The sequence below is a fragment of the Mesorhizobium sp. genome, from assembly GCF_004962245.1.
Classification (GTDB): Bacteria; Pseudomonadota; Alphaproteobacteria; order Rhizobiales; family Rhizobiaceae; genus Mesorhizobium.
The window spans coordinates 36,700-49,249 of the sequence record NZ_SUHQ01000036.1 but is presented as its reverse complement, the minus strand read 5'-3'; the positions used below and the strand labels follow the sequence as shown (position 1 = coordinate 49,249).

The 12,550-nt window shown below is 57.6% G+C and carries 13 protein-coding genes; 3 read left to right on the top strand and 10 right to left on the bottom strand.

The genetic code is table 11. The features are described 5' to 3' along the window. Window positions 1-92: 92 nt before the first annotated feature. The 8 genes from E5X88_RS28980 to sctL form a co-directional block, all read right to left on the bottom strand. Complete coding sequence (locus E5X88_RS28980) at window positions 93-1,130, bottom strand: EscU/YscU/HrcU family type III secretion system export apparatus switch protein (protein WP_029354843.1); 1,038 nt, start codon at window positions 1,128-1,130, stop codon at window positions 93-95. Continuing rightward, the gene (gene sctT, locus E5X88_RS28975; protein ID WP_091595845.1) at window positions 1,127-1,945 is read right to left on the bottom strand and encodes a type III secretion system export apparatus subunit SctT; all 819 of its coding nucleotides are present in this window, start codon (window positions 1,943-1,945) and stop codon (window positions 1,127-1,129) included. The genes E5X88_RS28980 and sctT overlap by 4 nt, the downstream gene beginning before the upstream one ends. 8 nt (window positions 1,946-1,953) lie before the next feature. Next, entirely contained in the window at window positions 1,954-2,229 is a 276-nt protein-coding gene (locus tag E5X88_RS28970; RefSeq protein WP_024505375.1) for an EscS/YscS/HrcS family type III secretion system export apparatus protein, read from the bottom strand. Window positions 2,230-2,231: 2 nt separating this feature from the next. Continuing rightward, complete coding sequence (gene sctR / locus E5X88_RS28965; protein WP_029354851.1) at window positions 2,232-2,897, bottom strand: type III secretion system export apparatus subunit SctR; 666 nt, start codon at window positions 2,895-2,897, stop codon at window positions 2,232-2,234. Continuing rightward, a complete protein-coding gene (gene sctQ / locus E5X88_RS28960) occupies window positions 2,890-3,918 on the bottom strand; it encodes a type III secretion system cytoplasmic ring protein SctQ (RefSeq protein WP_187331393.1) in 1,029 nt (342 codons plus the stop codon). The genes sctR and sctQ overlap by 8 nt, the downstream gene beginning before the upstream one ends. Window positions 3,919-4,007: 89 nt before the next feature. Beyond that, entirely contained in the window at window positions 4,008-4,520 is a 513-nt protein-coding gene (locus E5X88_RS28955; protein ID WP_091595843.1) for a hypothetical protein, read from the bottom strand. Next, window positions 4,496-5,854, bottom strand: coding sequence for a type III secretion system ATPase SctN (gene sctN / locus E5X88_RS28950; protein WP_024505372.1), 1,359 nt, complete (start codon window positions 5,852-5,854; stop codon window positions 4,496-4,498). The genes E5X88_RS28955 and sctN overlap by 25 nt, the downstream gene beginning before the upstream one ends. Continuing rightward, complete coding sequence (gene sctL, locus E5X88_RS28945; RefSeq protein WP_091595841.1) at window positions 5,851-6,474, bottom strand: type III secretion system stator protein SctL; 624 nt, start codon at window positions 6,472-6,474, stop codon at window positions 5,851-5,853. Before sctL ends, sctN begins: the two co-directional genes overlap by 4 nt. Before the next feature lie 170 nt (window positions 6,475-6,644). Here sctL and E5X88_RS28940 point away from each other — a divergent pair, with 170 nt between their 5' ends. Then, window positions 6,645-6,866 (top strand): hypothetical protein, encoded by a 222-nt coding sequence (locus tag E5X88_RS28940; RefSeq protein ID WP_029354860.1) that lies wholly within the window; start codon window positions 6,645-6,647, stop codon window positions 6,864-6,866. Window positions 6,867-7,110: 244 nt separating this feature from the next. On the opposite strand, the gene sctJ is transcribed toward E5X88_RS28940, so the two are convergent. Next, on the bottom strand, window positions 7,111-7,974 hold the full coding sequence (gene sctJ / locus E5X88_RS28935; RefSeq protein ID WP_091595839.1) for a type III secretion system inner membrane ring lipoprotein SctJ: 864 nt from the start codon (window positions 7,972-7,974) through the stop codon (window positions 7,111-7,113). Window positions 7,975-7,983: 9 nt separating this feature from the next. After that, window positions 7,984-8,493 carry a nodulation protein NolB gene (locus tag E5X88_RS28930; RefSeq protein WP_029354864.1) on the bottom strand — a complete coding sequence of 170 codons (510 nt, stop codon included), beginning with the start codon at window positions 8,491-8,493 and terminating at the stop codon, window positions 7,984-7,986. A gap of 186 nt (window positions 8,494-8,679) precedes the next feature. Between E5X88_RS28930 and E5X88_RS28925 the strand changes: the two genes are divergently transcribed. Together E5X88_RS28925 and E5X88_RS28920 are read left to right on the top strand one after the other, a co-directional pair. After that, a complete protein-coding gene (locus E5X88_RS28925; RefSeq protein ID WP_091595837.1) occupies window positions 8,680-9,378 on the top strand; it encodes a secretin N-terminal domain-containing protein in 699 nt (232 codons plus the stop codon). Window positions 9,379-9,805: 427 nt separating this feature from the next. Beyond that, a complete protein-coding gene (locus tag E5X88_RS28920; protein WP_236370748.1) occupies window positions 9,806-11,617 on the top strand; it encodes an HrpF/NolX family T3SS translocon protein in 1,812 nt (603 codons plus the stop codon). Window positions 11,618-12,550: the final 933 nt, after the last annotated feature.

Below are 12,550 nucleotides of genomic sequence, written 5' to 3'. Positions count from 1 at the left end.
CAGAGACACTGGGGCACGGATGGCCAGCCGACATTTGCCACTAGCATGGAACCAGGTCAGTTTTGAACTGGGCAGTCGTGGACTTCCAATGACTAGGCCAAGCCTGCGGCAAAGAATGCTTTCGCGACAGGCTGGAAATATTGCATAGGAACCGCGTGGCCGAGTTTTGTAGTGCTTATCAGCTGACGCGCTAAGACATGGTCATGGACGATCGTCAGGCGTAGTGCCCGCGCCTCACTCAACACATGTGAAACGCGCTCACCTTCGGCACGGCAAACTAAGAACGGCACCCCGGTTTCACCGCGAACGTAACGCAGACCGATCAGGACCGCCCTTCCTGTTAAGACCAGCGTGGCGCGATGCACGCCAAGCGCAGGCTCGTCGGCCGCCTCCTCGCGGATGCGACGCTGTTCACCTTTCAACTCTGGCGCTCCTTGCTGATCCTTCGACTCGCGCGTCACTTCGGTATTGGTCATGCGCATTTCGCGCAGATACAACGCGCGCTGGAGCAGGAGATCGATCAGTCCGCCGACCAGCAGTGCGCCGGCGCCAATTCCCATCAGCAATTTTGTCTCCATAAAGATGAGGCCAACACAGCCCATGCCGCAGATCGGCAGAGGGACCATTGTCTTCCACATCCCGAGAAGGACAATGGAAAAGGTTGCGCTGAGAACCAATACCTTGAACATGGTCTTGCAGACTTCGACCATGGAACGAGCAGACCCCAAGCGCTTCAGCCCTTCAAAGGGGTCAATTTTCTTAAAGCTGAGCTTCATCGGCTCCAGAGAGAAGACAAATCCACCATTGGCTAGCAGGCTGGCCAAAATCACCGCGGCGACGAGGGTTCCAAGCAGCGGGCCAACAGCCGCGACGGTGAGTTGGACGAGCACAACCAATGCCTGCGGCACCGCGGTATCGAAAGGTAGGCTCTGCAACTTGGTGGCTAATAGGAGCGCTTCCCGGCATTTGTCCTCGATCACGCTGCCTCTTAGCCAAAGGTAGCCGAGCCCAGCGCAAGTCCCGACCGCGCGGACGAAATCGGAGCTACGTGGCAGCTGTCCTTTTTTGCGCGCTTCACTTAACTTCTTCGGGCTGGCGGCGTGTGTCTTCTCTTCACTTGTGTCGCTCATGGCAGCAATTTGTCGAACCACTCCAGCGCGCCGTTGGCTTGTGTGACCTCCAGTTTCATGCTCTCCACCAGATAGGCAGCGTAGGTGACCATGAGAACTGGAAAGACAATGTTCTTGATTGCCGGAGACAGTTGGCTCGCCTTAAATTGCGGGGCAAAGCGACGCAGCAGCATCATCGATATATCAATCAGTATCAGGAAGAACACGACAGGCCCCGATACCAATAATGCCGTGCGCATTATGCGGTCGAGAAGCCCCAACAACTCCATTGCTCCTGGCCCGCTCAGTGTCGGGTGAAACTGATACACCGGCCAGATCAAGTAGCTGCGGTACAGGACACTGATCAAAGTTTCCAGGCCTCCTGATCCGACGAATATGGCAATCGCAGTGATCCCCAGAAAAACGCCCATCGCGGAAGCCTGACTGTTCGTCGCGGGATCGGCCGAAGCGGTCGGGCTGCTGATGCCGCGTTGGTTGTCGATAAGCTCCCCGGCAGCCTGAAGGCCCCAAAGCGGAATGCCAAGAAAAGTGCCAAGGAGTACACCGACAAAAACTTCCTTGAATCCGAGCAGGGTTAGCTGGATCAGGCGTGTATCAGAATCCAGCGCCGGCAATCCGCCGCTGACGTGTGCCAGGCATGGTAGTGCGAAGCCAACAGCCAAACAGCCCCGGATCAGCCCACTGATCTGCGAGCGTGTGAATACGGGAAAGATCAGCATGATGCCCATCGCGCGGGCTGCCCCAAGACCTGCCGCAACGACGAGTTCGAGAGCCGTCTGGATCAGAATTTGAATATCGGCCGATGGCGCGTCCATGGGGCGGACTAGTAGCTAAGTGTCATTGCGGGAAACTCGGTGAAGATCTGATCGGCTAGCTCTATGAGCGGGGCGCTTAGCACAGGAGCAAACAGCCCAATCACCGCGACAACGACCAGAAGCTTCACGGTGAGCGGCAAGCTTTCATCCTGGATCTGCGTCGCCGCCTGGAGGATGCCGATGACGAGGCCGACAACCACTGATGCAATGAGCGGCGGTAGAATCCAGATCATGAAAACCACCAGTGATTGGCTCATAAGAGTAATGATGCTGGATTCAGTGATGATCAGCCTCCCGGTAACGTATAACTCAGCACAAGCCCATGCATCAATTTTGACCAACCATCAATGGCAACAAACAAAAAGATCTTGAACGGGACAGATATAACAGTTGGTGAGACCATCGACATACCCATTGCCATCAAGATAGTTGTCACTATCAGATCTATAACAATAAAAGGCAGATAAAGTAGAAATCCTATCTCAAATCCGCGCTTCAATTCTGATAGCAAGAAAGACGGTACAAGTATTGCAAAGTCATCAGGCGTGGCTGCAGCGTGCATTTCCTCTGGCCAGACCTTTTCTGTCGAAGATAGGAAAAATCGCCGCTGCTCTTCATTTGTGAATTTCTTGAGATGCTCGCGCAAGGGCTCACTTCCGGCTTTAGCGGCGCTTACCCAGTCGTCGAATGTCTGATAGTGGAGCTTGGGATCCGACATGCGGTCATAGGTCTGCTCAGCAACGGGCGCACTAACGAACATAGTGAGGATCATCGCCGCGGCGTACAGCACCACATTGGGTGGTATGGTCTGGGTCCCGAGCGCATTGCGGACGAGGAAAAGAACAATTGATACCTTTACAAAGGCCGTTGTCGTGGCAACTGCTAAAACCAGCAGACCGAGTCCGGCGGTAACCGCAAGAAGCGCCAGGATTGTCGGCTGAGCTTCACTCATTGCATGCAAACCCGCCACGGAGCCTGATGCCCAGCTCTTCTCCGATGCGGACAATGTCGCCACGCCCGATACGCTGACCATTGGCCACTATGTCGACCGGGCCGTCGATCGGCCATCCAAGTTCAAAAATATGCCCTTCGCCGGCACTTCTTAATTCCCCAAGAGAAATAGGCCAGCGGCCGCATTCAAAGACAAGCACGATCTCGACATCGTCGAGATCCTTAGTAAGCTCCAGTTGCGATCCGGGTTGTGTCATATGCGCATTCTCCAAAGGACACGGTCGCGGGCGGAAAGGCCCCCGCAAGATTAATTCATCGCCGTCAAGATCCGCCCCGGCGCACAACTGGCCGACAGCTAGGGTGATCTGGCCGCGGCCGAACGGCGCAATATCGGGCAACAATGCATCACCGACACATGCGCTTCGAAGAAGCGCCGCAGGAAGGCGAAGCGTGCCGACCTCTCCTGCAACAATGAGCGGGAGCTCTGGAGGCAGCCCGCCCAGCTGCCGCGGCAACTGGGCAAGCAGTTCGCCTAGCGCGCGAAACGCAGGCGGTACTAAGCCGTCAAGAGGCGTGAACAGGAATAGACGGCCCTTGCCCTTGACCGCGCCGAAAATGATGTCGAGTTCAAGATGAGGAGCCAGCATCGTGGCTTCGCATACGCGCACGAGTTGCACGTTCAGACGCGTCGTCTCCTCCAGTCGAGTGACAAGCGGCTCAAGAGCGAGTTCGAGAATAAGCGAAGCAGTTGGCTCGGAAGGGAAGGCCAAGCCGTTCTGCACTGTCGTGATGAACTCCTCTACGAGCGGGCGCGACAGCGACAAGATGACCGTTTCGGCTCCCACTCTCCAGACGCAGTCAAGCATCGGAATGGCAGCAGGTTCCTGCTGCCAGACAAGCCCTGCCGTTCGCACCGATAGCGGCACCTCGTTGATCCGGCTTTGAAACGGCGTGCGGGGCGCTGCTGTATCATTGAGCCACGAGACAACCGTGCGGGACAGTTTCAGAACTGGTTCGAACATGGCGGGTGTGACCGCAGCGGCTATCAAAGACTGCACGGTCGTGTCATTCGGACGACCTCTTGCGACTGTCGGATCCGGTTGCGCGGCATTTAGGCAAGCGACCCCCTCGCATATTTCAGCAGTATCTCGTCGTCGGCCTCGATCTCGGCTGCGGCCTCCGAATGAGTCTCGACGGCGCGCCGCACGTCGTCCTCGATTTGTTGCCATTTGTCCCTTGCCGCCGAACATATGACCCATAGCTCCCTCGTCCTGGACGCCGCCATCTCAGCCTCCTCTTGAGCGATTTGGGCATCATCAAGCATCTGCCGTCTGGAAGTGATCTCAGCGGCAAGCTGTTCAGTGTGAAGGCGGTGACGGTCGAGCGCTGCGCTAGACAAGTTGTCGAGTGACATCAGATGCTGATAGAGCGCTGCTTCTGTTCTTGAACAATGTTGCTGTATCATTGCAAGCTCCCTAGCGGCATTTTGTACGGCTGAGGCGGCCACATCGCGCTGGGCTTCCTTCTTGGACAGCTCGCCAAGGGCACGACGCTCTTGCATTTCCTTCAGAAGCCGTAACCTCGAAGACTGAACCCAGTTCACGCGGTCAGACGCGACATCCATGCGACCGTCTCCTCGAAATCTGACGCGTCATCTTCGCTCTGGCGCAGAAACTCCCTCAGTTCGTCGATTGACGCGACGGCCCGGTCAGTCAGGGGATCTCCACCTGGCTTGTATTCGCCAACATTGATCAAGAACTCGGTCTCGGCATAGCGCGATAGGAGCTCGCGGAAAATGGATGCTGCCTTGCGATGTGTCCCCGAAACGACTGCATCCATGACGCGGCTGCGACTCTGCAGCACATCAATAGCGGGGAAATGCGATCGCGCCGCAATAGCGCGTGAGAGGATGACATGGCCATCGAGAATACCACGCGATTCCTCGGCGATTGGATCACCCGTGCCATCACCCTCTACAAGCACCGTATAGAAGGCCGTGATTGAGCCCCGCTCACCCATGCCGGCGCGCTCGAGCAGGCCTGGCAGCATGCCAAAAACGGAAGGAGGAAAGCCCCGTCGCGTCGGCGGCTCACCCGCAGCAAGGCCTATTTCGCGCATAGCGCGGCAGAAGCGCGTCAGCGAATCCAGCATGAGAGCAACGCGTAGGCCCTGATCGCGAAAATATTCCGCGAGCGCAGTCGCCATTGGAGCGCATTGCGCACGCTCCACCGCCGAGCGGTCGGAGGTTTCAACCACGACGACCGTACGGAGAAGGCCCTCTTCACCAAGATTCCTTTCGATGAATTCACGAACTTCCCGTCCACGTTCGCCTATGAGCGCCACTATGACGACGTCAGCGGCGGCACCCTTTACGATCTGTGACAACAGCGTCGACTTGCCACCACCTGGCTCGCCATAAATCCCGATCCGCTGGCCCTCGCCGCACGTCAGCAGACCATCGAGGACACGGACCCCAAGCGGGAATGGCCGCTCAATCATGCGCCTCGTCATCGGATTGGGGGCTCTGCCATGCAGGGGCCGAGTTTCGACGGTCTTGATTTCGCCTTTGCCGTCCAATGGGCGGCAACGACTGTCGATCACGCGACCGAGCAAATCGCCGCCGACGGGCACCTCACGCATTCGGCCAGTGGCCACGACCTCTGCGCGGCTGGATAGGCCCACCAAGTCCCCGATCGGTGTCAGCAATACACCATCACCCGACAGGCCGATCACCTCGGCCTCGAGCGACAGCCCGGTTCGCGGGTCCTCTAGGAGGCAAAGTTCCCCAATACGAGTATCTGGCAAGACGGCATGAACCAGTGTGCCGATAGCCCGCGTGATCCGACCGCGCACCGCACGCGTGTCAATTCGCTTGGCCGCAGCCCTCAAAGACGAGATTGCTGGAACGAGAGCTCGAGTGTCGGCGTCAGCGTTATGTTCTGGGACGGGCTTTCTCATAGCTCGCCTTTTTCACATAGCGTCCCGAAACCAAGGCGCAGCGCGCGCATCTGGGCGTCAAGTCCCAGGTCGACATTGCCGTACTCGCTCCACAGCACGCACCGTTGCGGCGACAACGTCGGGTCGGGCTCGATCCGCACCCTTGGTCGACCATCCTGGCCGTCGCATCGAGCAAACTCTCGTGCAAGCATGTCGACTTGCATGGGAGAAACATGAAGGCAAACTTCGGCGCCGCTGTATTGACACTCTATGGCGTGACGAACAGCCCTCACCAGTAGCTCGCCCGGATCGAAAGCGCCGATAAGATCGCTCAATATTTCCATCACGAGCTGCGGCAATTCCTGCTCCAGAGCCGCCTTTCGTCGCGCGATTTCGGAGATTGTCTCCGCAATCAGCCCTGCCATCTCCTCGGTGCCTGCATTCGAGCCCTCCATGTGGCCGCGCACCCACGCCCGCTGGTAAACGGCGCGTGCCCAGTTTCGAACGCGCTGCCGATGCCGTTCTGCCGCGGCAAGCGCTTGCGCGGCGCTGTGCCAGGTTTCGAGCTCGCTCGCGGGTATCAGTGGTCCGATTGGACGCATCTGCGGCGCTATTGGCCCCTCGGAAAGTTCGGCTGTCATTTCACCGGGGTCTCTGTCTCAAAATGAGCTAGTACAAGTGAAAGCAATTGGCCGGCGGCGGTCCAATGCTCAGGTGCTGGAGTCTCCGCGGCAGTCCCCTCGGGCAACCGAAGAAGCACGCGGTTACGCTCGGTCGCTGAACTGTCCTGGAGCCAAGCCCCAAGACATGCATGTCCATCGTATTCGATTTGCTGAGCGAGTTTTTCTGGGTCCGCGATCAGTCTGTTCTCAACGGCATGCAGCAGGTGTCGGATTCCGAATGCGTGTGCATCCACGCCGATGCGTTTAACAAGGATGGCAAGCTCAGGCTGAGAGACAAACGCGACCAGCGAACGGGCATGCCAGATACTACCAGCAAGAAGGGCAGCTCGATATGGATCGTGCCCGCGTAGAAGGTCCGGCCTGCAGCCGATGTGGTTCAGATCCACGTCATAGTTGCCCAGCAATTCTGCCAGCCTTGGATGCAGTCTGGAACACTTCTGCAACTTCACTAACGTTTCTGCCGATAACGCTGGATCAAGACGCGCCGCTAGACGGGTCGGATGGGCCGAAGCCGCAAGCTCGCTCGCGCCCGGAAAACGCAATTGGTGCGGACCATCAGGTCGGGCGGTCTGTATAGGCATTGGCAATGAGATGTCACCCACGTCCAATTGCAGGCATTCTTTTGCGAATGGCCTCGACAGCAGAAGCATCCCGGCGCCCCTCGACCTTGGAAACGCCGGTTGATTGCTTGCGCCGACGCGTAGCAACGCTGACCAAGAGATAACAGGCCACTGCGAATACGGCTGCGGCAAAACCTGTCACGGTCGCCAGAATTGGCGCAGGAAGAGGTGTTGATGCTTGTGGCAAAACAGCAGTCGGATCGGGCCGTTGCTCGTGTGCGGACCGTTCTACCGGCACCAAAACCACTTCCACCTTATCGTAGGACAAGCCTTCGATGCTGTCGGCTACCAGCATCTTTATCTTTGGCAGCAGAGCCGCGACATTTGTTTTGGCGTCGTGCCTGATAAACACCGCGGCCGAGGATGGCGTGGCGCCGGCTCGCACAAGGTCGTTATGCGGCAGCACGACGTGAACACGTACAGAAAAAACGCCATCGATATCGCTGATCGTCCGCGACAACTCTTCGCTCAGGGCATACACGTAACGGGCACGCTCCTCGGTCGGCGAGGCAATCAGGCCTGATCCTTGGAATATCTCACCGAGGTTCTTGAAGGATTGGCGCGGCAACCCCTTGGCGTTCAGAAGGTTGATTGAGAAGGCGAGCAGCTTTTCGTCAACCTGGATCGTGCTGGTCCCATCCTTGGCGACCACCCGGATCGCGGCGACCCCGTTGTCTTCAAGAAGTGCGAGCATTTCATTTGCCTCACGCTCTTGCAATTGCGTGTAGAGGTCGGTTTTGCAAGCACTGAGGGCGACGAGAACTAGCAGCATGACAAGTCTAACCGACCGCCACCCTGACAGGCCACGCATGATTTCGCCCTCGGCCAAGCCAATCATGCGCGCGGTTCAGCCTTCCTTCAAAAGTTTATTCACGGATGATGTGACGCCGCTGACGCCTTTGGAGATAAGCGCCACCTGGGTGACGCCGTTGTAAACATCCCGAAGACCAGCCATCATCGTTTCGAAGTCTTGCCCTTGTTGAGGAATGCCCGAGATTCCGGTTCCCGCCTCACCTGCGACGGGAAGCTTCTGCGCCGGTCCCGGTAGAGCGCCCTTCGAAAGGGCTATGTCATGGTCGAGCGCGGGGAAGGAAACAGTGTTGTGTGGATATAGGGAGGAAATCGTCTGCAACACGCGATCGCCCATGCCGCTCGTCGGCGCAGCCGCGCGCTGAACATCCATCGCCGCAGCAACTGGCGCCGCACTCGCTGGCTCCGCGGCGGCATTGTTTTTCAGCGAGTCGGCTGCATGCCCTAAGGCGCGCTCAAACTGGGCCTGCTCGACAATCGACGGTGATCCGACCCTGGGGAGGCCAGCCGTTAGAGTGGCAGAGATCGACGTGACAGGCATCATCATGTAAGGACTCGGTTGCTCTCTCTGACCGGGCGGGCCCCGCCCATTCATCACCCGGTGTCGGCGCAACACTCCTAGGGGGGCAAGCTGACAACAAGCTGACTAACGGCGGCGTCATTTCGACATCTAAAATCTCTTCGGCAATTTAGTCACTTGTGATGATTTCAGCGTTTGGTTTATCAGTGCGACATGCCGAGAACGCTTATCCAACCCGTCACCCTGCATGTTTTGAGACTTCTCTGTGCCGGGTTTTTTCTGTCCACCGGGATTCACCCGGCGCACGCAGTCCCGCTGTCCCTTCCGGCGACACCCTATAGATACACGGTTCTGGATCAGGAACTCGCTGCAGCGTTGCAGGAATTCGGCAACAACCTGAATATCAGGGTCAACATCAGTCCTGCGGTGAAGGGGCGAATTCGCGGACGTATGCCTGATTTGCCACCGCGCGCGTTCCTCGACCGCTTGACGAACCTTTACGGTCTCCAATGGTACTATGACGGCCTTGTGCTCTATGTGTCTGCTGCACAAGAATCGCAAACTCGAATGCTTTTGATGACGTCGATTCGCTTCGATGCGTTCAAGGGGGCTCTCGACAAGCTTGATATCTCCGACGAGCGCTATGTGGTCAAACCCGTGCCAGGCAATGGCCTCGTCTTCGTTTCCGGTCCACCGCGCTTCGTCGCACTCGTGGAGCAGACCTTTAACGGCTTGGTGGCGGAGGCGCAGGCGCAGACTCACATAGCGGCCACGCCAAAGGAATCAGTGCTGATCTTGTTTCGCGGCTCCTCCACTACGGTCGTTCGCGACGGACGACCGGATGCTTCTTATTCTTCTGACATCCCACAACAGGATAGCGTTGGCGGGAAGCCTGAGCTGGGCAAGAAATGAACATTGAGGATTTGCCGCAGCTCTGAAGAACATGACTGCGGCTACCCCTTTGTGAACTCTTCGCAAACTCGTCAGTTTCTCGAAAGCTAATCCGCTCATGATGAGTCCCGGCAGCTCTCGCGGTGACTCCGGCCATTGTGTTGGACCGAACCTTGGAGCCGGCCCGGAACACAGCAATTGAAGGCAGGGCAGGCGCATTCGTGACCTGCCGACGCTTGGAATTGTCGAATTTTGTGAAACGCAAGGGATCTTCTGTCGGGGTCTCTTGTGGGGATTTCAACGTCACGTCTGAGGATGCACAATGTCGGCCAGCAATCTTTCAACTTTCTACCGCTCAAATTCGCTACAGTCCGCAAGGGGTTGGCCGGGCCTGAAAGTTTCCCATTTTGCGACCCAGCATCAGCAAAGTGCATCGTGCTTCGAAGCGATGCTGTCCACTTGTGTGCTGGCAAACAAGCCCGGCTCTTTCGCGCAAGGGGATCTGCCAACGTCGAATCTTGATTCGACAATGGATAAATTGCGGCAGGACCCTTTGGGCCATCTGGCACCGGATGTCGAATCGACATTGAAGGGCTTGGAGCAACACCCACTGGATCTGCTGCCGCCACATATGAGGGCGGCTCTCAAGGAGGACCAATCGCAACGCTCCAAGGCGACTGAAGCCCAACATCTGCTCCGCGTCACCCCGAAGATCGAGCCGGCTCCCAGGCCGAGCCCCGGAATCACGTGGAACGGTGGGTCGCTGACCACGGCTGAGTTGCAGATTGTTGCGGTACTCAACCGTCACAAGGACCAATGCCCGCTTAGTTGGAAGTCGTTGACCGAGAAAGCCAATGATCCCTCTACGCCACCGGATCTGAAAGCGGCGATCAAGGGACTGCAGCAGGATTCGGGACTTTTTTATGCGATTGGCTCGCAGGGCGACGGCCGCTGTGGAGGCAAGATCAACGCCAAGGACTTGGCCGGATTTTCAAACCACCACCCACAAGTTGCTGCATTTCAGGAAGCCCAAGCGCAAAGCTACGAGCAGAACTACATACCATCCGACGGCAGCGGAGGTTTGCAGCCTTCGGTCATGACCTTGAGCGATGCCTTGCGGGAGTTTTACCGGTACTCCGAAAATCTGTCCAAGGACCTGAGTCTGGATGAGTTCAAGAAAATGGTCGGCGGCGAATCGAAAAACGGCAAATTTCCGCCCCAGGTCATTGCGGCGGCGCAATATTTCCTCGATCACCCCGATGCTTGGAACCAGTTGTGCGGTGGCTCGAAAGGGAAGATGCACAAAGAGGATTTCCTGCAAGTCGCCTCATCGTCGATGAGCCTCACGCAAACTGAGCTGAATACGGTCGAGATGATCAAGGACCATCAGGACACGTTCTTTGGAAGCGGTGTTCTGACTCGCGACAAACTGGCGAAAATGAAAGACGACAAGAGCCTTGATCCGAAAGTGCGGGAAGCAGCCTCTCAGCTCCTTTCAGATCCTCTTTTGTTTGGCCTCCTGAACAATTCGATCACGGGCTATAAGACCCATCATAAATTCTTCGACTTTGGCGGCGGGCATACGGTTGATTCCGGCAATATCAGCAAAAAAGACTTTGCCCATTTTTGCACAAACATGTCGTCTGCGAACCGCAACGTTCAGCAGCCAATCACCCACGGCGCCCAAACCGCAGAAGAGCAGAATGCCGTCGCGGACATGAAGATGGGCCTGATGGACCAGCCTGACATTAAGTCAGCCAAAAAGAACGGCGGGGCCGTCATGCACGTCGTCGACTCCGTGCTCAAAATCGAGACGAAAGTGCTCGACTTGGCGGCAACGGCGGTGGGACTGCTCAGCTTCATTCCGGGCCTCGGACAAGTAGCCGATCTTGCCTCGATGGTTCTCGAGGCTGAGTCGCAAGCAGCCAATCTCCTGCGTACGGCCATTAACGGAGGCGATATGAAGCGAGCGCTGGAGGAAGCTGGCCTCAATATGGCCGCGCAGGCGATCGGCCTTATCGCAGGCCCCGAGGTCAAGCTGGCCATTCGAAATGGGCTCGTAAAGCACCTGATGGAAGAGGCCTTGGCGGCAGGCATTGATCTTTCGGTCTCGACGGCGCAGGACTACGCAGAAGGCTATGTGAATAACCTCCAAGCGCGCCTTGCAGGCGGCCCTGAGCAAAACCTAGGCCTTCCGAGCATGCCATCATTCCAGAGTGTGGCAAGCAATGTGCCCTTCGTCGGCATTGCCTTATCCTAGCCGTCGCCTTGCGCGGAAGCTTTGGCTCGCGCGCTGAGATAAGGGTCATTGTGGCACAAGCAGGGGTTCATCCGCATCAACGCAAGCGGTGTTCCTGACGCCATCTTGATCGGACTGTGAGGGAGATGTCCGAAGTCTGTGAAGGCTTCGGTATATGACGACTTCAGAGTTACGCTGAGCCCAGCCATCTCGAGCCGGTGCGCCGGTCGAGGTTTTCACGGGCGCCGGCCGGCAGCGGGAATGGTCTCCGGAAGGCACGGCGCGGATGGTGGCGGAGCTGGCGCAGCCGAAGGAACGGCTGTCGCGCGCCCAGGGCGGCCTCCCGAACAGCCAGACGATGATCTCCTGCGGCCTATATCCTTGTGCCCACGCTCAAGGCAGTCGGCTGAAAACAGCGCTGATTTAAAACAGCATTATCCTGCACTGCACCCTCGATCCTTGCGCTCACCGATCGCTCGTCGACACGCACGCGGTCAAGTCGTTATCGGCGCTATGCCGATGGGCTTCGAGAGCAAGGTGGACGCTGAGCGGTGCGTCAGCCTCAGGGCGCGGCTGGCCAGCTTTGGGTCTCACGCTCTATGACGGCAACACCCGGCTGATCCACTTGGCCTGTTCGGGGGCTCCCGGCAGCGGCGCGGAAGCCACGGTCCGCCTTCCTCGGCTTCAGGCCAAAGACACCGCAGCATGCTCCAGAGCTATGTCTGCCGCCTTCGCCCCATCGTCGCTGGTCATGTGGAAAGGACAAGCAGGCTACGCACCCCATAATCCCGTCGGGCAGGATTCGACAGTCGACGGCGAGACATTCGCCAAACCTCACCCTTGATTTCAGCAACGTTAAAAAAAATTCACATAATGTTCGTGAGCGTAGTCTCCTGTCAGGTGGTACATTAGCCCCAATATCTGGCGTCTTAGTCGTAGAAAGGACTGTGATCC